The organism is Streptomyces antioxidans, assembly GCF_000968685.2.
Lineage (GTDB): Bacteria > Actinomycetota > Actinomycetes > Streptomycetales > Streptomycetaceae > Streptomyces > Streptomyces antioxidans.
On the sequence record NZ_LAKD02000073.1, the window covers coordinates 14,006 to 33,721 of the forward strand.

Annotated in this window: 16 protein-coding genes; 9 read left to right on the top strand and 7 right to left on the bottom strand. The window is 70.5% G+C overall.

From position 1 onward, the window contains the following. Nucleotides 1–85: 85 nt before the first annotated feature. A complete protein-coding gene (locus VT50_RS25725; RefSeq protein ID WP_046087286.1) occupies nucleotides 86–1,087 on the top strand; it encodes a sigma-70 family RNA polymerase sigma factor in 1,002 nt (333 codons plus the stop codon). Here VT50_RS25725 and VT50_RS25730 read toward each other — a convergent pair. The 4 genes from VT50_RS25730 to VT50_RS25745 form a co-directional block, all read right to left on the bottom strand. Then, nucleotides 986–1,405, bottom strand: coding sequence for an STAS domain-containing protein (locus VT50_RS25730; protein ID WP_046087287.1), 420 nt, complete (start codon nucleotides 1,403–1,405; stop codon nucleotides 986–988). The genes VT50_RS25725 and VT50_RS25730 overlap by 102 nt on opposite strands. Before the next feature lie 102 nt (nucleotides 1,406–1,507). Beyond that, nucleotides 1,508–2,209, bottom strand: coding sequence for a glycoside hydrolase family 75 protein (locus VT50_RS25735; protein ID WP_046087288.1), 702 nt, complete (start codon nucleotides 2,207–2,209; stop codon nucleotides 1,508–1,510). Nucleotides 2,210–2,428: 219 nt separating this feature from the next. After that, nucleotides 2,429–3,268 (bottom strand): class II fructose-bisphosphate aldolase, encoded by an 840-nt coding sequence (locus tag VT50_RS25740; protein ID WP_046087289.1) that lies wholly within the window; start codon nucleotides 3,266–3,268, stop codon nucleotides 2,429–2,431. A 127-nt stretch (nucleotides 3,269–3,395) separates the two neighbouring features. Then, the gene (locus VT50_RS25745; protein WP_046087290.1) at nucleotides 3,396–4,289 is read right to left on the bottom strand and encodes an SIS domain-containing protein; all 894 of its coding nucleotides are present in this window, start codon (nucleotides 4,287–4,289) and stop codon (nucleotides 3,396–3,398) included. Between the two features lie 152 nt (nucleotides 4,290–4,441). Here VT50_RS25745 and VT50_RS25750 point away from each other — a divergent pair, with 152 nt between their 5' ends. Continuing rightward, nucleotides 4,442–5,227, top strand: coding sequence for a DeoR/GlpR family DNA-binding transcription regulator (locus VT50_RS25750; RefSeq protein WP_046087303.1), 786 nt, complete (start codon nucleotides 4,442–4,444; stop codon nucleotides 5,225–5,227). Nucleotides 5,228–5,274: 47 nt separating this feature from the next. On the opposite strand, the gene aroQ is transcribed toward VT50_RS25750, so the two are convergent. Both aroQ and VT50_RS25760 read right to left on the bottom strand, forming a co-directional pair. Continuing rightward, entirely contained in the window at nucleotides 5,275–5,754 is a 480-nt protein-coding gene (gene aroQ, locus VT50_RS25755) for a type II 3-dehydroquinate dehydratase (protein WP_046087291.1), read from the bottom strand. Nucleotides 5,755–5,832: 78 nt separating this feature from the next. Further along, nucleotides 5,833–7,638 carry a hypothetical protein gene (locus VT50_RS25760; protein WP_046087292.1) on the bottom strand — a complete coding sequence of 602 codons (1,806 nt, stop codon included), beginning with the start codon at nucleotides 7,636–7,638 and terminating at the stop codon, nucleotides 5,833–5,835. A 442-nt stretch (nucleotides 7,639–8,080) separates the two neighbouring features. Between VT50_RS25760 and VT50_RS25765 the strand changes: the two genes are divergently transcribed. The 3 genes from VT50_RS25765 (at nucleotide 8,081) to VT50_RS25775 (ending at nucleotide 12,260) form a co-directional block, all read left to right on the top strand. Next, nucleotides 8,081–9,217 (top strand): DUF1996 domain-containing protein, encoded by a 1,137-nt coding sequence (locus tag VT50_RS25765; protein WP_046087293.1) that lies wholly within the window; start codon nucleotides 8,081–8,083, stop codon nucleotides 9,215–9,217. A gap of 104 nt (nucleotides 9,218–9,321) precedes the next feature. Then, nucleotides 9,322–11,070: a discoidin domain-containing protein gene (locus tag VT50_RS25770; protein ID WP_046087304.1), complete on the top strand. Its 1,749-nt coding sequence runs from the start codon at nucleotides 9,322–9,324 to the stop codon at nucleotides 11,068–11,070. Between the two features lie 149 nt (nucleotides 11,071–11,219). Beyond that, a complete protein-coding gene (locus VT50_RS25775; protein ID WP_046087294.1) occupies nucleotides 11,220–12,260 on the top strand; it encodes a LacI family DNA-binding transcriptional regulator in 1,041 nt (346 codons plus the stop codon). 44 nt (nucleotides 12,261–12,304) lie between these two features. Here VT50_RS25775 and VT50_RS25780 read toward each other — a convergent pair whose 3' ends face one another. Continuing rightward, complete coding sequence (locus VT50_RS25780; protein ID WP_046087295.1) at nucleotides 12,305–13,627, bottom strand: ROK family protein; 1,323 nt, start codon at nucleotides 13,625–13,627, stop codon at nucleotides 12,305–12,307. 181 nt (nucleotides 13,628–13,808) lie between these two features. Here VT50_RS25780 and VT50_RS25785 point away from each other — a divergent pair, with 181 nt between their 5' ends. From VT50_RS25785 to VT50_RS25800, 4 genes are all read left to right on the top strand, one after another. After that, the gene (locus VT50_RS25785) at nucleotides 13,809–15,131 is read left to right on the top strand and encodes an ABC transporter substrate-binding protein (protein WP_046087296.1); all 1,323 of its coding nucleotides are present in this window, start codon (nucleotides 13,809–13,811) and stop codon (nucleotides 15,129–15,131) included. 13 nt (nucleotides 15,132–15,144) lie between these two features. Further along, nucleotides 15,145–16,143: a carbohydrate ABC transporter permease gene (locus tag VT50_RS25790; RefSeq protein ID WP_046087297.1), complete on the top strand. Its 999-nt coding sequence runs from the start codon at nucleotides 15,145–15,147 to the stop codon at nucleotides 16,141–16,143. Between the two features lie 106 nt (nucleotides 16,144–16,249). Continuing rightward, complete coding sequence (locus VT50_RS25795; RefSeq protein ID WP_075200399.1) at nucleotides 16,250–17,137, top strand: carbohydrate ABC transporter permease; 888 nt, start codon at nucleotides 16,250–16,252, stop codon at nucleotides 17,135–17,137. 35 nt (nucleotides 17,138–17,172) lie between these two features. Continuing rightward, entirely contained in the window at nucleotides 17,173–18,546 is a 1,374-nt protein-coding gene (locus tag VT50_RS25800; protein ID WP_206269483.1) for a GH1 family beta-glucosidase, read from the top strand. Nucleotides 18,547–19,716 lie beyond the last annotated feature (1,170 nt).

Genomic DNA, 19,716 nt, shown 5'->3' on the forward strand with positions numbered 1-19,716 from the left:
GCCGATGGGAGTACGAAGAGCGGGTCTAAGTGATCTCCGAAGAGCGTGATCTCCGAAGAGCGGTCTGAGCGATCGAGGTGCGGCGATGAGTGATGTGGCGGCGGTGGGCGGCGCGACCGGTGTGGAGCTCCAGCTGGAGCCGTACCGCACGCAGCTGACCGGTTACTGCTATCGGATGCTGGGCTCGGCCTTCGAGGCCGAGGACGCGGTGCAGGAGACGATGGTGCGCGCCTGGCGGGGCCTTGACCGCTTCGAGGGCCGGTCCGCGCTGCGGTCGTGGCTCTACCGCATCGCCACCAATGTGTGCCTGGACATGCTCAGCGGGAGCAAGCGGCGGGCCCGGCCCATGGATCTGACCTCCGCGGCCACCCCGTTCCCGGCCGCGCTCGCCGAGCAGCCGGAGGCCACCTGGATCGGGCCGGTCCCGGACGGCCAGGTGCTGCCGGACGGGGGAGACCCCGCCGAGGTGGCGGCCCAGCGGGACGCGGTGCGGCTCGCGTTCATCGCCGCGCTCCAGCATCTGGCACCCCGCCAGCGGGCGGTGCTGATCCTGCGCGAGGTGCTGGCGTGGAAGGCGAGCGAGGTCGCGGAGCTGCTGGACACCACCGTCGCATCGGTCAACAGCGCGCTGCAGCGCGCCCGGGGCACCCTCGCCGCGAGCCGGATCAGCGACTCCGACCCGGTCAAGCCGCTGGACGAGGAGCAGCGTGCGCTGCTGGCTCGCTATGTGGACGCCTTCGAGCGCTATGACCTGGGCTCCCTCACCGCCCTGCTGCACGAGGACGCCACGCTCTCCATGCCGCCGTACGAGCTGTGGCTTCGCGGCCACGAGGACATCCGTCAGTGGCTGCTGGGCCATGGCATCGGCTGCCGCGGCTCCCGACTGGTGCCGACCGTGGCCAACGGCATGCCCGCCTTCGGGCAGTACCGCCCGGGCGGCGCCGACGGCGGCCATGAACCCTGGGCGCTCCAGGTCCTGGAAATATCAGCGGGCCGGATCACCGGGCTCAACTCCTTCCTGGACACCGAGCGCCTCTTCCCGCTGTTCGGTCTCCCCGCCAGGCTCGACCCCGAGGGCGTGGTCTAACGCCGCGGGGGACGTCAGGGCCTCGTCCAGCCCCGCCCAGGCGAGCAGCCGCCGCAGCTCGCCGCGGGCGTTGCGGAGCTGGATCCCGCGCCCCAGGCGACCGGCGGTCAGCCGCAGCCGGGTCACGGCCTCGACCACGGCCAGGTCCGGCCGCCCCACCCCGCCCACGTCCACGGTGACCGGCCCGGGACCGGCGCGGCGCGCCAGCGTGGACAGCCGTTCGCACAGCCGCGCCACCTCGGCGCGGGTGACCGGCTGGGCCAGCACCAGCACGGCCGGGGGCCGCTTGGGCGGGTTCTCGGGCTCGGGACCGGTCAACGTCCACCTCCTGTCGCGGCGTTCACCGGTGCAGACCGCCCGGCCCCGGGAAAGTCATCGGAGAACGTGCGAGCGTGCCGCACGTTCTCCGATGGTGGCGGGTCAGTTGTTCTGGACGAACTGCTTCGCCAGGCCGTCGCCGACCGACACGGCCTTGTCGTGGTTCTCGATGGGGGAGACGGAGGAGTCCTTGAACAGGATGTACGTCACCCCCGACTCGGCGCCGCCGGTCTCCGGGTCGGGATCGATGCCGAGCGCGTTGGCCGTGGCGTAGGACGCCTCACCGATGATCGCCGTGGGCCCGGTATCGCCCACCACCGCGTACTGGACCTTGTTGTTGTAGATCACCGCGACCACGCCGCCGCCCTTGATACCGGCCTGCCGGTAGTCCCAGGTGGAGCTCGGGCTCGGCACCACGACATACGGCAGGGTGTCGGCGACGAGGGGCTTGCCGTCCGACTGGTGGAAGGCGGTGTCGTCCTGGAACCACGGGTCGGTGTCCCCGTTGCACCGCGAGGTCACCTGGCCGTCGCAGTCGATGTCCATGTCGGCCTTCCAGAAGACCGCCCCATTGGCACCGCAGACCGGGACGGTGGCCGAAGTCTCCTCGTCGGTGCGGTACTTGCCACTGGATATCTGGGAACAGCTCTGCACCTTGGCGAGCAGCTGTGCCGCGGTGACCGTGCCCTCCTTGGTGGACGCGGGGGCCGGTGCGGGGCCCCGGGTGTTGGCATGGGCACCAGCCGTGACGGAGCCGGCCAGCAGACCGGCCGCGGCGAGCACGAACGCTAAACGCTTGCGCATAGGACACCCCTTTGTTAGGAACCTTTCCTAACCTCGACGGGGGCATCTTGGGTTAGTTGATAAGCGCATGTCAATACACCCGACCCGCGGAAGTGGATTGCTCGTTACCGCGCGAATCCGCGGCGTTCGAAACAACTTCCAGCAGGCACGCTCAGTGCGGTCGGCGGGGCGCTCTCGCCGGTTACGGCGGGGCGTTCTCCGCCGTTCCGCCAGGCGCTCTCAGCGCGTGGCCCGCACCAGCTTCAACAGCCGGGTCACCTCGCGCGCCACCGCCTCCCGCCCGGCCGCGACATACCGGCGGGGGTCGACCACCTCGGGGTGGCCGGCCAGATGGTCGCGGATCGCCCGGGTGTAGGCCACGTTCAGATGGGTGGCGATGTTCACCTTCGTCAGTCCCGCCTCCACCACCCGGGTCAGATCCGCCTCCGGCACCCCGGAGGAGCCGTGCAGCACCAGCGGGACCGGCACGGCCGCGCGCAACGCCGCGACCAGCGGCAGATCCACCACCGCGGCCTTGACCACCATGGCGTGCGAGGTGCCCACCGCGACCGCGAGCGCGTCCACACCCGTGGCCGCCACATAGGCGGCGGCCTCGGCCGGTTCGGTCCTGGCGCCCGGCGCGTGGACGCCGTCCTTGCCGCCCACCTCGCCCAACTCGGCCTCCACCCACACCCCGTGGGCGTGGCAACCGGCCGCCACCTCGGCGGTCGCCGCCACGTTACCGTCGTAGTCCAGTGCCGAGGCGTCGAACATCACCGAGCCGAAGCCGAGGTCCACCGCCTCCCGCACCAGCTCCGGCCCGGTGGCGTGGTCAAGGTGCACGGCCACCGGCACCCGCGCCGCGCGGGCCACCTCCACGGTCGCCCGCCCGATGGCGGCCAGGGCGCCGTGATACCGCACCGCGTTCTCGCTGATCTGGAGGATCACCGGCGCGCCCGCCGCCTCCGCCCCGGCCACGATGGCCTGGGCGTGCTCGATCTGGATGACGTTGAACGCACCCGCGCCGAGCCCGGCCCGTGCGGCCGCCCCGACGATCTCCCCGGTGGCCACCAGCGGCATCTACCGGCTCCCTTCCGCCCGTTCCCGGGTAACGGCCCGTCTTCGTGTTACGGCCCCGGCCGTATTCCGCGATCCGCCCGTACCCGCCCGTACCTGTCTGTACCCGTGCGTACTCGACCAGCTCGACTCAGCCGAGGATCACCGAGCGGGTGAGATGACGCGGCTCGTCGGGGTCGAGACCGCACGCCGCCGCGATCGCCACCGCGAGCCGCTGCACCACCACCAGCTCGGCCAGCGGATCGCGGCCGTGGCCCGCGACCCGGCCACCGGTGCGGGTGATCTCCTCGTCCGCCACGTCCGACGCCCCCTCGCCCAGCCACCACACCACGCTCCGCGGGCCGGTCACGCTGATCGGGCCGTGCCGGTACTCCTTGGCCGGATACGCCTCGGTCCACGCCCCCGCCGCCTCGCGCATCTTGAGCGCGGCCTCCTGGGCGACCCCATAGGTCCAGCCCCGCCCGAGGAAGGTGAACTGCCCGGCGTCCACGAGCGGCCCGGGCAGCGGTTCGGCGAGCGCCGCCTCCCCGTCCGCCGCCAGATGGTCCAGCGGCTCGCCCAACTGGGCGCGGAACAGGGCGAGTTCGGTGGTGGCCCAGCGGGTCTGCACCACCGACCGCTCATCGGCGAAGTCGAGCACCACCGCGGCGTCCGCTGCGCCCACGACGGGGGAGTCGGGGACCGCCGTGACAACGGTGGTGGGCACCCGGCCGCGCACCGCGCCCAGCAGTTCCAGCACCTCGGTCGTGGTGCCGGACCGGGACAGCGCGACCACCCGGTCATAGGCGCGGCCGGACGGCATCTCCGACGCCGCGAACGCGTCCGTCTCGCCCTGGCCCGCCGCCTCGCGCAGCGCCGCGTACGACTGGGCGATGAACCACGAGGTGCCGCAGCCGACCACGGCGACCCGCTCGCCCGCCCCGGGCAGCGCCGCCCGTACGGGCCCCTCCGGCTCCCGGGCCAGGGCGATGGCGCGCCGCCAGCAGTCGGGCTGGCTCGCGATCTCGGCCTCGGTGTGGCTCATGGGACTCCCCTCGTCGCACGGATGACCCGAGCAGTATGAATGCGCGGAGTCGATGAATGCACGGAGTTGTTTCGTACGGCCAGATAATGCGCAGAATCACGCACGGAAGTCCAGAGCCGATGCATACGGGGGAGCGGGGTAGGGTGATCGGCGTGAAACGGCCCGAGCGCTGGAACGCCCTGCTGGATCTGCTGGCCAGGGACGGCAGGATCGATGTCGAGGAGGCCGCCGCCGAGCTCGCGGTGTCCGCCGCGACCATCCGGCGCGACCTGGATGAGCTCGCCCAGCAGCAGATGCTGACGCGCACCCGCGGCGGCGCGGTCGCCCACAATCTCTCGTACGACCTGCCGCTGCGCTACAAGACCGCCCGGCGCGCCTCGGAGAAGCAGCGCATCGCCGTGGCCGCGGCCCGACTGGCCGAACCGGGCTCGATCGTGGGGCTCAACGGGGGGACGACCACCACCGAGGTGGCCCGCGCCCTCACCCTGCGCGGCGACCTTTCCGCACCGGGCGGCGGTCCGGCCGTCACGGTCGTCACCAACGCCCTGAACATCGCCAATGAGCTGGCGGTGCGACCCCAGGTGAAGATCGTCCTCACCGGTGGGGTGGCCCGTCCGCAGTCCTTCGAGCTGATGGGGCCGCTGGCCACCGGGGTGCTGGACCAGGTGTCGCTGGACCTGGCGATCCTCGGCGTGGACGCGCTGGACACGGTCCAGGGCGCCACCGCCCACCATGAGGGGGAGGCCAGCATCAACCACCTGATGGCGGGCCGGGCCACCCGGGTGGCGGTCGTGGCCGACAGCTCCAAGCTGGGCCGCCGGGCCTTCGCCCGGATCTGCGCACTGGACGAGATCGATGTGCTGATCACGGACACCGGCGCCGATGAGGAGCTGGTCGCTCCGTACACCGAGGCCGGTGTCCGCGTGGTCAGGGCCTGATCGGTCCTCAGGCCCTGTTCAGGCCCTGACCGCGCGGGCGCCTGTGCTCACGCCTGTGCCCTGGCGGCGGTCAGCAGGGCCGCCACCCGCTCGACGGCGAACGCGTAGCCCTGCACACCGCAACCGGCGATCACCCCACTGGCCAGCGCCGAGACATAGGAGTGGTGCCGGAAGGGCTCCCGCTGGTGGATGTTGGAGATGTGCACCTCCACGATCGGCAGACCGTCGCAGATGGCCAGGGCGTCGCGCAGGGCCACGGAGGTGTGGGAGTACCCCGCGGGGTTGATGATGATGGCCGCGTGGCGCTCCCGGGCCTCGTGGACCCAGTCGATCAGCTGGCCCTCGTGGTTGCTCTGCCGGCAGTCGGTGGTCAGACCGTGCGGCGCGGCCGTCTCTGCCACCAGCTTCTCGATGTCGGCCAGCGTGTCGGTGCCGTAGATCTCGGGTTGCCGACGGCCCAGGAGGTTCAGGTTCGGCCCGTTCAGCACCATGATCGTGGAGCGGTCGCGCACGGGGGTGGTGGCCATGGTGTGGTGGTCCTTCCTGGGCGGTCGGCACGACGAGGGGCGGTTCACCGGGGGCACCGACCCGCGAGGCATCGTAGATCAGGGATATGAGACCACAGTGGACGGCACGGTGTCGGTGCCCGAGGTGGGAGATCCGGTGTCATTGATGACGCGCTCGTACTGGCCCTGGCCGCCGAGCGAGACCACCAGCAGATTGTGGAACTTCACCCCCGACGCGTTCGGCGCGGCGAAGCCGTGGTGCTGCACGATGCTCGGGTCGACGTTGTAGTAGCAGTAGCTGCCGAGCCCCCATCCCTCGTGGGTGGTCACCGAATCGTCCACCTTGTAGGCGGCGTAGCCCTTGATGGAGCCGTTCTGGATGGCCGCCTGGTTCGGGGCGTCGTACGCCTTCTCGTTCTGGAAGAAGATGGTGCGGCCCCGCTGCCCGAACCACTGCACGTCGTACTTGTTGAAGTGTTCCACGAACAGCCCCGTGGCCAGCACGTCGTCCCCGTTGACCCGCACGCCGTAGTCGGCGCGGTTGGTCTCCCAGCCGACCCCGTCGCCGTGGTCGGCGCGCCAGACCCAGGTGTGGTCGACGATGGTGTGACGGCTGTTGATCACCATGCTGGTGGTGGCCTTGCCGGGGCCCGCGCCACCGATGCGGATGAACACGTCCTGGACGGTGGTGGGGTTGCCCGAGTGGTCGGCCGAGGCCCCCTCAGGACCGACCTCGAGCAGCGTGTCGGAGTTGACCGATCCCGCGTCGATGAGGAAACCGGCCAGCCGCACCCCGTCCACATCGGCGACCTTCAGCGCGGTGGCGCCGTTGTCGGGGATGAGCGTGGCGTAACCGAGCCCGAGGACGACGGTGTTCGCCTTGTTCACCTGGATCGGCTTGTCGAGGTGGTAGATCCCCGGGGTGAGCAGCAGTTGCAGCCCCTGGGTGAGCGCCTCGTTGAGGGTGTCGGCGGTGACGCCGGGCTTGGCCACGTAGAACTGCGACAGCGGCAGCGAGGTCCCTCTGGGCGTGCCGTTGCCCCAGGTGACCCCGCGGGCGTTGGTGCGCTTCTCGGGCAGGAAGACCCGGTAGTCGCTGCCGTCGAGGTACAGGAAGGGCTTCTCCCGGGAGACCGGGGTGGAGTCGAGCGTGGTGTACGGCGGGTCGGGGAAGCTCTGCCCGGGTGCGCCCTCCACACCGGAGAACACCATGTTCCACACGCCGTTGAGCCAGCCGCCGACCGCGCTGTCGCGGGTGTACCACTGCTGCTGGGAGTACGGTCCGACCTGGCCGTCGATGCGGCTGTCCGCGATGTAGCCGCCGCTCGCCCAGCCGTAGCCGTCGGGGGCGAGGTTGAGCCCGCCGCGGACGTGCATCCGCCGGAACGGGGCGGCCTGCGCCACGGCCCAGCGGTTGGTGCCGTTGACCGGTACGACCGCGAGGTTCTCCGCCGAGCGCCAGAAGTTCTGGGTGGCATTGCCGTTGAACCACCCGGCGTCCACCGTGATGTCGCCGTTGATGGTCGTGTCGTCGGGGGAGAGACCCAGCCCGGCGATGGAGGTGTAGAAGCCGATCTGGGCGTTGAGCCCGCTGTAGCTTCCGGGCTTGAACAGCAGGGCGTAGCGTCCGGTGTCGAACTGGGCCGACTCCTGCTTCTTGAACACCTCGTCCAGCTTGGCCTGGATGCCGGGCGTGGACGGGTCGAAGACGATCACGTTCGGGCCCAGATCGCCGCCGCCCGGCAGGGCCTTGGGGCTCTTGGACCGACCCGAGGGAGCGGCGGCCGCGGAGGTGGCGAGGCCGCCGAGAGCGGGAACCGACGCGACGGCGGCCGCGGCGCCGAGCACCGCCCGGCGGCCGACCGCCGGGCGGCCGGAGGAGGAAGACGAGGGGGAAGGCGTCATGGGGGCGTCTCTCCTGGTTCAGTAAATGAACGGGATGGGGGGTGAGGGAGCGCTCTCTTGCCGTCGCATGCTTCATCCATGTGAACGACTCGTCAAGAGTTGTGACCGCAGTCCTTACATGTTGTTGCATTTTGAACGCCAACTGCCCTGGTGGAACCGATGGTTCGGGGGAACTTGGGGAGATTTGCGCTTCGCCGTGCCAGCGACGGTTGTGTTCAAGAGAGAAAGGGGCGTCGATGTCTGATCCTTTCCGCTCGACGCCTTGACACCTCTATGTCCCCGCCCGGACACTCCCATCTCGGAGAGCGCTCTCCCATTGTTGTCGCGGGCCGGTGACGGCCCGTCATGCGGGCGGCCCGGCCCGCACCCACGGCGTCGCGAGTCCTCGCCGTGTGACGGCCGCCTGGCCACCCTCACCCCTCTCCATGTGGCAGGAGTCTCCATGGCACGGAGATCGAAGATCGTTTCAGGCACCCTGATCGCGAGCGCGCTGCTGCTGACCTCGCTCGGGCTCGGCGGTATCGCGATGAGCGCCGAGACATCCGCGGCGAAGTCCGCGGGCGGCGGAGTCACGGCCGCCCACGCGGCCCACGCGGCCCACAAGGGGCACGCGGCCCGCGCGGGGCACACCATGGCGGCGTCGACCGCCTCCTCGCCCGAGGATCCGGACGGCGACGGCTACATTCCCGCGAACCCGCCGGTCACCGGCGTCACCCCGTCCACGAAGGAGCCGCCCCACCGCTACTTCCACGAGTTCCAGGCCAACTGCTCGGTGAGCCACACCAAGCCGGACGACCCCATCGTGTACCCGCAGCAGCCGGGCGCGTCCCATGACCACACCTTCATGGGCAACACCACGACCGACGCGGCCAGCACCACGGCCTCCCTCGACGCGGGCGGCACCACCTGCAAGGCGCCGGGGGACAAGTCGGGCTACTGGATGCCCACGCTCTCCAACGGCGACAAGCCGGTGCTGCCCATCGGCCCGCAAACCATCTACTACAAGGCGGGCGTGACCGACTACACCAGTGTCCGGCCGTTCCCCAAGGGGCTGCGGTTCGTGGTGGGCGACCCGATGCAGACCGCGGAGGAGTTCCGTAGTCACCCCGGCTTCGTGGAGGGCTGGGAGTGCGGCGACAGCTACTTCAACGTCGAGTTCCCCAAGGACTGCCCGAGCCGTGACGATGTCCAGCTCAACATCCGTTTCCAGGCGCCCAGTTGCTGGGACGGCACCTACCTGGACACGCCCGACCACCGCGGCCACATGGCCTACCCGGTGGTCAATCCCGGCACGAACAACAATGTGTGCCCCGCCGACCACCCGGTGGCACTGCCAATGATCGAGTTCAAGATGGCCTTCCCGGTCAACGGCGACCTCTCCCGGGCGAAGCTGGCCAGCGGTCCCAGCTGGTCGTTCCACTACGACTTCTTCAACGCCTGGGACGCGCCGACGCTCGCGGCGCTGGTCGACCACTGCGTGGTCGGGGCGCTCCAGTGCGATGCCCGTGGCTATGACGAGACCCACCCCGAGGCCGGAGCGGCCCTCGACGAGAACTACGAGCTGCCGAAGCGGTCGTAGCGCCGTAGCTCCACAGCACCGCGGCCCGGCCGCTCGCGGGACACACCGCCGTGGCCGGGCCGTGCGCACTCGACTCCCCCGCCGACACACCGAAAGACACCACCATGACCCGGATCCGTACCGCCCCGCGCCGTATCGCGGCGCCCCTCACCGCCGGTCTGCTCGCCGCCGGTGCCCTCGCACTGCCCGGACAGCAGGCACACGCCGCCGGAAGCGTCGTCAAGGTCACCGGCGCCCAGGGCGACTGGGCGCTGACCGTGGATGGCCAGCCGTATCAGATCAAGGGCCTGACCTGGGGCCCCGCCATCGCGGACGCCGACCGCTACCTCCCCGATCTGCGGTCGATGGGAGTGAACACCATCCGCACCTGGGGCACCGACGCCACCAGCCACCCCCTCTTCGACTCGGCCGCCGCCAACGGCATCAAGGTGATCGCCGGATTCTGGCTGCAGCCCGGTGGCGGCCCGGGCAGCGGCGGCTGTGTGAACTACCGTACGGACACCGCCTACAAGGATCAGACGACCGCCGAGTTCACCAAGTGGGTCTCCGCCTACAAGGACCACCCGGGCGTGCTGATGTGGAACGTGGGCAACGAGTCGGTGCTCGGCCTCCAGAACTGTTACAGCGGCGATGAGCTGGAGCAGCAGCGGGACGCCTACACCACGTTCGTCAACGACATCGCCAAGAAGATCCATGCCATCGACCCCGACCACCCGGTGACCTCCACCGACGCCTGGACCGGCGCATGGCCGTACTACCAGAAGAACGCCCCGGACCTGGATCTGTACGCCGTCAACTCCTACAACGCCGTATGCGACATCAAGGCCACCTGGGAGCAGGGCGGTTACACCAAGCCGTACATCGTCACCGAGACCGGTCCGGCGGGGGAGTGGGAGGTCCCCGACGACTCCAACGGTGTGCCCGAGGAGCCCACCGACCAGGCCAAGGCCGAGGGCTACGGCAAGGCGTGGAACTGCGTCACCGGCCACAAGGGCGTCGCGCTCGGCGCCACCATGTTCCACTACGGCACCGAGGACGACTTCGGTGGCGTGTGGTTCAACCTGCTGCCCGCCGGACAGAAGCGGCTCTCGTACTACGCGGTGAAGAAGGCGTACGGCGCGGACACCTCGGGCGACAACACACCGCCGGTCATCTCCTCGCTGGCCGTGGAGGGCGACGCCGCGAAGGTGGAGGCGGGCCGCGATCTGACGCTCGCGGTCAAGGCCACCGACCCCGACGGCGACGCCATTTCCTATCAGGTGCTGGGCAGCACGATGTACCTCGACAAGGACAAGGGGCTCATTCCGCTGCCCGCCACCGACCTCGGCGGCGGCCGGCTGAAGCTCACCGCACCGGACCGCCCCGGGGTGTGGAAGGTGTACGTCAAGGCCACCGACGGCAAGGGCAACGTGGGCATCGAGACCCGTTCCATACGGGTCGTCCCGCCCGCCGTGAACGGCACCAACGTGGCCCTCGGCAGGCCCGCCACCGCCTCCTCGTACCAGACGGGCAGCGGCGATTGCCCCTGCACCCCCGCCAACGCGGTGGACGGCAAGGCGGACACCCGCTGGGCCGCCGACTGGAGCGATCCGCAGTGGCTCCAGGTGGACCTCGGCGGGTCCACCTCCTTCACCCACGTCCAGCTGGTGTGGGAGTCCGCCTACGCCAAGGCGTACACCATCCAGACCTCCGACGACGGCAGCAATTGGCGCACCGTCCATGAGGTGACCGACGGCAACGGCGGTGTGGACGACTTCGACGCCTCGGGCACCGGGCGCTACGTGCGCGTCCACGGCACGGCACGTGGCACCGGCTACGGCTACTCGCTCTACGAGTTCGGCGTCTATCACTGAGCCATGCGTCGATGATTGGCTCAGCCAATGAGCCAAGAGCCAATGAACCACTGATCGTCAATATGCCGCTGGGTCGCTGGGTCGCTGGGTCGCTGGTGGGCGGGAGAGCGCTCTATGCCCTCGGGACACGCTGCCACTAGGGTGCGGACATGAACCGACAGGCCCCGACCTTGGAGGATGTCGCCCGGGAGGCCGGTGTCTCCCGGGCGACCGTGTCCCGGGTCGTCAATGGCGTCCGCAATGTGGATCCGGCCATCCAGGACCTGGTCCGCCTGGCGATCGAGAGGACCGGCTACGCGCCCAACCGGGCGGCCAGATCGCTGGTGACCCGGCGCACGGGCACCGTGGCGCTCGTCGTCTCCGGGGCCGGGGACACCTCCGAGGAGGAGCAGAACGCCTTCGCGGCGCGGGTGTTCGCCGATCCGTTCTTCGGCCGGGTGGTCGGTGGCGCGATGGGATTCCTGCGCCCGCGCTCGATGCACCCGGTGCTGATGTTCGCCGAGTCCCCCGGGGCCCGCCAGGAAGTGGTGCGGTACCTGCGGCAGGGGAACGCGGACGGGGCCCTCGTGGTGTCCACCCACCCCGACGATCCACTGCCCGCGCTGCTGGCCGATGCCGGACTGCCCGCCGTGCTGTTCGCCCGGCCCGTGCGGCCGGTGGCGCTGAGCCATGTCGACCTGGCGCACTGGGACGGTGGCCGCATCGCCGCCGAGCGGCTGCTGGCCCGGGGGTGCCGGAAGGTGGCCACCGTGTCGGGGCCGTGGGCCGTGGCGGCGAGCCAGGAGCGGCTCGCCGGGTTCCGCGACACCATGGCCCGCGGTGGCCATCGTTACGTTCCGGTGGCCGAGGGCGGCTTCACCCTGGACAGCGGGGTGGCCGCGATGACCGCGCTGCTCGCCGAACACCCCGATGTGGAGGGGGTGTTCGCGGCCAACGACCTGATGGCCCAGGGAGTCTGCCAGGTGCTGAGGGAGCGCGGTCGGCGGGTGCCCGACGATGTCGCGGTCGTCGGCTTCGACGACTCCAGCGTGGCCGCCACCTGCCGACCGCCGCTGACCTCGGTGCGCCAGCCGGTGGAGGACATGGCGGCGGCGATGGCCCGGCTGCTCGACGAACACGTCCGGGGCCTGCGCACCGACCCGGTCGCGGTCCTCTTCGAACCGGAGCTGGTGGTACGGGAGTCGGCGTAGCGGCACGGGAGGGGGCGCACCCCCACGCCACCCGTCCCTCGCCCCTACGCCAGCCGCGTGCCCAAGGTGGTGCGCCACGCCGGGGACGGCTCCGGTGAGGGCCCGGTGGGCAGGGGGCGCCCACCGCGGGCGAAGAAGTCGGCGAGCGGCAGGATCGCCGCGCCCACCGTCACCGCGTCCGGCCCCAGCGCCCCCAGGTCGATGCCCACGCGTCCGGACGGGTACGGCAGCGCGTAGGAGAGCGCGTGGCCGCGCACCGAGTCCAGGAAGCGCGAGCCGAGCTGGAGCCCGGCCCAGCCGCCGACCAGGATGCGCTCGGGCTGGAAGAGGTTGATCAGGTCGGACAGCCCCGCGCCCAGGTACTCCGCGGTCTCGGCGAGGACGGCGCCCGCCACCGGGTCCGGCTCGCCACCGTCCTCGGGGTAGGCGGCGGCCAGCATCGCCGTCAGGGCGGTCTCCTCGTCGGTGTCGGACGGCGGCCGCCCGCCCGCCTCCTGCCAGCGCTCCAGCAGCGCTTCCGCGCCCGCGTAGGCCTCCAGGCACCCCAGCGCCCCGCAGCGGCAACGGCGGCCCCGTACCCGCACCGTGAGATGGCCCCACTCCACCGCCCGGCCGTGCTCGACGTCGTCGGTGACGACGCACGCGCCGACGCCCGATCCGAAGAGCACCACCACCGCGTTGCGGGCCCCGCGCCCGGCGCCGAACCACATCTCGGCCTGCCCCAGCGTCTTGGCGCCGTTCTCGATGAAGTACGGGACCTGAGGGGGCAGATGGCCCGGCAGGCGCAGCATCCGCTCCAGCGGGACCGCCTCCCAGCCGATCGGCTGGCAGTGCACCACCGCACCGCCGTCCTCCGCACCGCCCTCCCCGGAGTGCTCGACGATGCCGGGGACGCCGATGCCGACGCCGAGGAGCCGATCGGGGGAGAGCCCGGCCGCCTCCAGGACCTCGGCGATGCCGTCCCGGATATGGTCCGCGATCAGCGCGCTGTCGTAGCGGTCCCGGTGCCCGGCGCCGCGCGTGGGCAACGGCCGGTCCGCATGCGCCCGTTCGGCCAGTGCGAGATCGAACAGCTCGACCCGGACCCGGGTCTCGCCCACGTCCACGCCGATCATGTGGCCGCTGTGCGGGGCGATCCGCAGCAGGGTGCGGGGGCGGCCGCCGTCGGAGCCCACGCTCCCGGCCTCCTCCACCAGCTCCTCGGTGAGCAGTTCGGCGACCACATTGCTGATGGAACCTGAACTCAGCCCGGTCGCGGGGGCCAGCGAATAGCGGCTCATCGGCCCGTCGAAGTACAACCGGCGCAGCACGGCGGCACGGTTCTCGCGCCGCAGGTCATGAACCGTACGGCCGTTGTTCGCCGCCACCTGGCCTCCTCAACTCCGCGCTCCGCGCGGCAAGATACCTCCGTCGGAGCTCTTGACGCGACCTTCTCTTGAGGTTTAACTCACGTCCTAAATTAAGCCGTGAGTGGCTTCGGGAGTTGAACGCGGTGACGTACCCGGGCCCTTCTTGGCATTCACCACCCCGGAAGGGACACCAGGAGCCATGCGCAGCATCCGAGCCGCGGCCATAGGCGCCGTCACCCTGTCACTCGCCCTCGCCGTCTCGGCCTGCGGAGGCGGTTCCTCTACGGCTGGCGGCGGCGGATCCAACGACTCGCCGAAGACGCTCACGTACTGGGCCTCCAACCAGGGCGCCAGCGTCGCGGTGGACAAGAAGGTCCTGAAGCCCGAACTCGACAAGTTCGAGAATCAGACCGGGATCAGAGTGAAACTGGAGGTCATCCCCTGGTCAGAGCTGCTGAACCGGATCCTCACCGCCACCACGTCCGGCCAGGGCCCCGATGTGCTGAACATCGGCAACACCTGGAGCGCCTCGCTCCAGGCGTCCGGCGCGCTGCTGTCGTGGGACGACAAGAACTTCAAGACCATCGGCGGCAAGGACCGCTTCGTGGACTCCGCCCTCGGCTCGACCGGGGTGAAGGGCGAGGACCCGGCCGCGGTGCCGCTGTACTCGATGGCGTACGCGCTCTACTACAACAAGAAGATGTTCGCCGACGCGGGCATCTCCAAGCCGCCCGCCACCTGGGACGACGTCGTCGCCACCGGTAAGAAGCTGTCCAGGGACGGCAAATGGGGCCTGGGCGCCGAGGGCGCGAACCTCTCGGAGAACATCCACCAGGTCTTCGTCTTCGCCAAGCAGCACGGCGCTGACTTCTTCACCGCCGACGGCAAGCCCGACTTCACCTCGGACGGCGCGGTCTCCGCGATCAAGCAGTACGTCGACCTGATGGCGAAGGACAAGATCATCGCCCCGGGCAACGCCGAGTACGCGCAGAACCAGTCCCTCAGCGACTTCGCCAAGGGCAAGACGGCCATGGTCCTGTGGCAGACCGCCTCCGCCACCTTCGCCTCCCTGGGCATGAAGGACGACGAGTGGGGCGTGGTCCCGGCGCCCGTACGCTCCGGCACCCCGGGCACCGGCACCGCCGTCAACTCGATGGTCGCCGGCATCAACCTGGCCGTCTTCAAGAACACCGACAACCACGACGGCGCCCTGAAGTTCGTGAAGTTCATGACCAGCGACGCGGAACAGAAGACCCTCAACAAGGCGTACGGCTCCATCCCGCCGGTCAAGGCCGCCCAGTCCGATCCCGCGTTCAACACCCAGGCGACCGCCGCCCTGCGGGACACCCTCGCCAAGAGCGCCGAGGCGCTGCCGCAGGTGGCCGACGAGTCGCAGTTCGAGACGTCCGTGGGCACGGCCGTCAAGGAGCTGTTCGCGGACGCCGCCGCCGGGCGCGCGGTGACCACCGCATCGGTGAAGGCCAAGCTGGAGAAGGCCCAGCAGCAGATGCCGGCGAAGTGAGCGCGGACACCCCATGACCACCACGACCGCCACCGCTGAGGCAGACCGGCGGACCGTGTCGGGGAGTACCCCCGGGGCGGCGCGAGGCCCGCGCCGCCCCGGGCGGATCCGCCGCATCGGACTGCCGTATCTGCTGCTCCTGCCCGCCCTGCTCCTCGAGCTCCTGGTCCATCTGGTGCCGATGGTGATGGGCATCCTGATGAGCTTCAAGGCGCTCACCCGGTTCTCCATCCGGGACTGGAGCGCCGCCGCCTGGTCCGGATTCGACAACTACCAGATCTCGGTGGACATCAACGCGCCGGCCGGTGAGGCGCTGCTCCACTCGTTCTGGGTCACCTGCGGCTTCACCGTGCTGTCGGTCGGACTGTGCTGGCTGCTGGGCACCGCCACCGCCATCTTCCTCCAGGACACCTTCCGCGGGCGGGGTGTGCTGCGCACCCTGTTCCTGGTCCCGTACGCCCTGCCCGTCTACACGGCCGTCATCACCTGGGCGTTCATGTTCCAGCACGACAACGGGCTGGTGAACCACGTCCTCCACGACCAGCTGGGCCTCACCGACAAGCCCTCGTTCTGGCTCATCGGCGACAACAGCTTCTTCGCGCTGCTCACCGTCTCGGTGTGGAAGGGCTGGCCGTTCGCCTTCCTCGTCATCATGGCCGGACTGCAGAACATCCCCAGGGAGCTCTACGAGGCCGCCGCCCTCGACGGCGCCGGAATGTGGCAGCAGATCCGCCGCATCACCCTGCCCTCGCTGCGGCCGGTCAACCAGGTGCTGGTACTGGTGCTGTTCCTGTGGACCTTCAACGACTTCAACACCCCGTATGTGCTGTTCGGCAAGGCAGCGCCGGAGGCCGCGGACCTCATCTCGATCCACGTCTACCAGACGACGTTCGCCACCTGGAACTTCGGCACCGGGTCCGCCATGTCCGTCCTGCTACTGCTCTTCCTGCTCGTGGTGACGGGCCTGTACCTCCTGCTGACCTCCCGAGAGAGGAAGAGGGCCGATGCCTGAGCGAATCGGCGGAAGTCGGCTGCGGTTCGGTGGCGCCCCGAAGGGGCGCGGGGAACTGCGCGACCAGCCACGACGGCGCCGCGGACGATCAACGGCAGGTCAGGGCATGTCCAGCGGAGCGCTGAGCACCTCCCCGGGGCAGCCCCGTTCACCGATGGCCGCTCCCCGGTCCTTCCTCTGGGCCCGCCGGATCTTCCTCACCCTGCTCACCGGGTTCGTGCTGCTGCCGGTGTACGTCATGGTCTCCAGCTCCCTGAAACCACTGGAGGACGTCTCGGGGACGTTCCGCTGGCTGCCCAGCGGGCTGACCATCCGCCCCTACATCGACATCTGGTCGACGGTCCCGCTCGCCAAGTACTTCATGAACTCGGCCGTCGTGGCGGGCGCGGCGACCGTCTGCTCGGTGGTGATCGCCGTCTTCGCCGCGTACGCGGTCAGCCGGTACCGCTTCCGGGGCAAGCGGGTGTTCACCGTCACCGTCCTGTCCACCCAGATGTTTCCCGGGATCCTCTTCCTGCTGCCGCTGTTCCTCATCTACGTGAACATCGGCAACGCCACCGGCATCGCCCTCTTCGGATCCAGGGGCGGCCTCATCCTCACCTATCTCACCTTCTCGCTGCCGTTCTCGATCTGGATGCTCATCGGGTACTTCGACTCGGTGCCACGCGATCTGGACGAAGCGGCGCTGGTCGACGGCTGCGGACCGCTGGGCGCGCTGTTCCGGGTCGTCGTCCCGGCCGCGATCCCCGGCATCGTCGCCGTCGCCGTCTACGCGTTCATGACCGCCTGGGGCGAGGTGCTCTTCGCATCGGTGATGACCAATGACACCACCCGCACCCTCGCCGTGGGCCTCCAGGGCTACGCCACCCAGACCGAGGTGTACTGGAACCAGGTCATGGCCGCCTCGCTCGTCGTCAGTGTCCCCGTGGTCGCGGGCTTCCTGCTGCTGCAGCGCTATCTCGTGGCCGGACTCACCGCCGGAGCCGTGAAGTGACCGGCCTTCCCCTCTCTGAAAGGACGTACGTGTCCGTGTCCGAACTCCTTGACCTCACGGCCTTCCCGGATGACTTCCTGTGGGGCACGGCCACCTCCGCCTACCAGGTCGAGGGAGCCGTCGCCGAGGACGGACGGTCGCCCTCGATCTGGGACACCTTCGCGCACACCCCCGGCAAGATCGCGGGCGATGACCACGGCGATGTGGCCTGCGACCACTACCACCGCTGGCGCCAGGACATCGGGCTGATGAAGCAGCTCGGCACCAACGCCTACCGGCTGTCCGTCGCCTGGCCACGGGTGGTGCCGGGCTGCGGCGGCCCGGTCAACGCCAAGGGGCTGGCCTTCTACGACGAGCTGATCGACGGCCTGCTGGAGGCGGGCATCACCCCGTCCGTCACCCTCTACCACTGGGACCTGCCCCAGGTGCTCCAGGACCGGGGCGGCTGGCCCGAGCGCGACACCGCCGAACACTTCGCCGCGTACGCCTCGGTGGTGGCCGAACGCCTCGGCGACCGGGTGCACCACTGGACCACTCTCAACGAGCCGCTGTGCTCGGCCTGGATCGGCCACCTCCAAGGCGTGATGGCGCCCGGGCTCACCGATCTGACCGCGGCGGTCCGCGCCTCCTACCACCTGCTCCTCGGCCACGGCCTCGCCGCCCAGGCGATCCGGGCCGCCGCGCCACGTGCCGAGGTCGGCATCGTCAACAACCTCAACACCGTGCAGGCGGCCAGCGACCGGCCGGAGGACCAGGCCGCCGCGCGGCGCGAGGACGGCCACACCAACCGCTGGTGGCTGGACCCGGTGCACGGCCGCGGCTTCCCCGCGGACATGCGGGAGGTGTACGGGGCGTACGGGGCCGAACTGCCGGAACGCCCCGGCGACCTGGACACCATCGCCGCACCCCTGGACTGGCTGGGCCTGAACTACTACTTCCCGGCCACCGTCACCGACGATCCCACGGGACCGGTCCCCCACGCCCGCGCCATCCGCCGCCCGGACGTCCCCCGCACCGGCATGGACTGGGAGGTCGACGCCTCCGGCATCGAAACCCTGCTGCTGCGGCTGACCGAGGAATACGGCGCCCGCAAGCTGTACGTCACCGAGAACGGCTCCGCCTACCCCGACGTGGTACGCCCGGACGGGACCGTGGACGACCCCGAGCGCCAGGACTACCTCGTCCAGCACCTCGCGGCCTGCGCCTCGGCGGCCCGCAAGGGCGCCCCGCTGGCCGGGTACTTCGCCTGGTCGCTTCTGGACAACTTCGAGTGGGCGTACGGCTACGACAAGCGCTTCGGCCTCGTCCACGTCGACTACCGCACCCAGACCCGCACCATCAAGGGCACCGGTCACCGCTACGCGGAGATCATCCGCAACCACGGGGGCCGGGCCCGCCGCGCCGCCTAGACCGCACCTGCGGCGACCTGTTCCCCACCCCGCCCCTCCCCGAAACCGGGGCTCCGCCCCAGCCCCCGACCAGCGACTCCGCCTCGCCCCTTGGGCGGAGGGCCCCACCTCGGTTCTCGGGCGGTGGCTCCTCAACCCCCGGACTGAGGCTGGACCTCCGGGCAGGGGCTCCGCCTCACCCCGTGGGCCGGGGTCCGTCCCGCCCTCTGGGCGGTGGCTCCGCCTCGGCCCCCGGGTTGAGGCCCGTCCCACCTCTCGGATCGGTGCTTCGTCCCAGTCTTCGGGCTGGGTGTTCGTCCCGCCCCTCGGCCTGGGGCTGTGCCTCAGCCTGTGGGCGGGGTTTCGTCTGGTCTCTGGGCCGGGATTGCGTCTTAGCCTTCGGGCTTGGGTTCCGGCCCAGTCCCCAGACCGGGGCTCCGTCCCAGTCTGCGGGTGGGGGCTCTGCCTCGGCCCCAGGGCTGGGGCTGGGCTTCAGCCTGTGGGCGGGGTTTCGTCTGGTCTCTGGGCCGGGATTGCGTCTTAGCCTTCGGGCTTGGGTTCCGGCCCAGTCCCCAGACTGGGGCTGTGCCTCAGTCTGCGGGTGGGGGCTCTGCCTCGGCCCCAGGGCTGGGGCTGGGCTTCAGCCTGTGGGCGGGGTTTCGTCTGGTCTCTGGGCCGGGATTGCGTCTTAGCCTTCGGGCTTGGGTTCCGGCCCAGTCCCCAGACCGGGGCCTCGTCCCAGTCTGCGGGTGGGGGCTCTGCCTCGGCTCCCGGGTTGGGGTCCGTCCCGGCCTTCGGGTGGAGGCTTTGCCTCTGGTTCCGGGCTGGCGGTTCGTCCCAGCCCTCCGGGCCGGGGTTCTGCCTCAGCCTTTGGGCTGGGGGTTCGTAGCACTCCTCGGATCGGCGCTTCGTCCCCGTCCTCGGGCGGGGGCTTGGTCCCCCGTTTTCGGGTGGGGCTCCGTCTCAATCCCCGGATCGGAGGTGTGCCTCAGCCTCTGGGTGGGGGCTTGGTCCCAGCGCTTGGGCGGGGGCTGCGACTCAGCCTCCGGGCTGGGGGCCGTCCCAGTCCTTGCACGGGCGCTCCGGCCTCCAGCCCCCGGGTCGGGGCTCCGGCCTTTCGTTCGGCTCGGCCGCGGGTGTCGGGGTCCAGGGGCGGAGCCCCTGGTATCGGGAAGGGGCGGGGAGGGGAAA

Bases quoted from the DNA above. Each gene is read 5' to 3' on its own strand.
- VT50_RS25735 (WP_046087288.1), bottom strand. From the start codon at position 2,209: ATGCGCAAGCGTTTAGCGTTCGTGCTCGCCGCGGCCGGTCTGCTGGCC.
- VT50_RS25775 (WP_046087294.1), top strand. From the start codon at position 11,220: ATGAACCGACAGGCCCCGACCTTGGAGGATGTCGCCCGGGAGGCCGGT.
- VT50_RS25785 (WP_046087296.1), top strand. From the start codon at position 13,809: ATGCGCAGCATCCGAGCCGCGGCCATAGGCGCCGTCACCCTGTCACTC.
- VT50_RS25765 (WP_046087293.1), top strand. From the start codon at position 8,081: ATGGCACGGAGATCGAAGATCGTTTCAGGCACCCTGATCGCGAGCGCG.
- VT50_RS25760 (WP_046087292.1), bottom strand. From the start codon at position 7,638: ATGACGCCTTCCCCCTCGTCTTCCTCCTCCGGCCGCCCGGCGGTCGGC.
- VT50_RS25795 (WP_075200399.1), top strand. From the start codon at position 16,250: ATGTCCAGCGGAGCGCTGAGCACCTCCCCGGGGCAGCCCCGTTCACCG.
- VT50_RS25725 (WP_046087286.1), top strand. From the start codon at position 86: ATGAGTGATGTGGCGGCGGTGGGCGGCGCGACCGGTGTGGAGCTCCAG.
- VT50_RS25745 (WP_046087290.1), bottom strand. From the start codon at position 4,289: ATGAGCCACACCGAGGCCGAGATCGCGAGCCAGCCCGACTGCTGGCGG.
- VT50_RS25740 (WP_046087289.1), bottom strand. From the start codon at position 3,268: ATGCCGCTGGTGGCCACCGGGGAGATCGTCGGGGCGGCCGCACGGGCC.
- aroQ (WP_046087291.1), bottom strand. From the start codon at position 5,754: ATGGCCACCACCCCCGTGCGCGACCGCTCCACGATCATGGTGCTGAAC.
- VT50_RS25770 (WP_046087304.1), top strand. From the start codon at position 9,322: ATGACCCGGATCCGTACCGCCCCGCGCCGTATCGCGGCGCCCCTCACC.
- VT50_RS25790 (WP_046087297.1), top strand. From the start codon at position 15,145: ATGACCACCACGACCGCCACCGCTGAGGCAGACCGGCGGACCGTGTCG.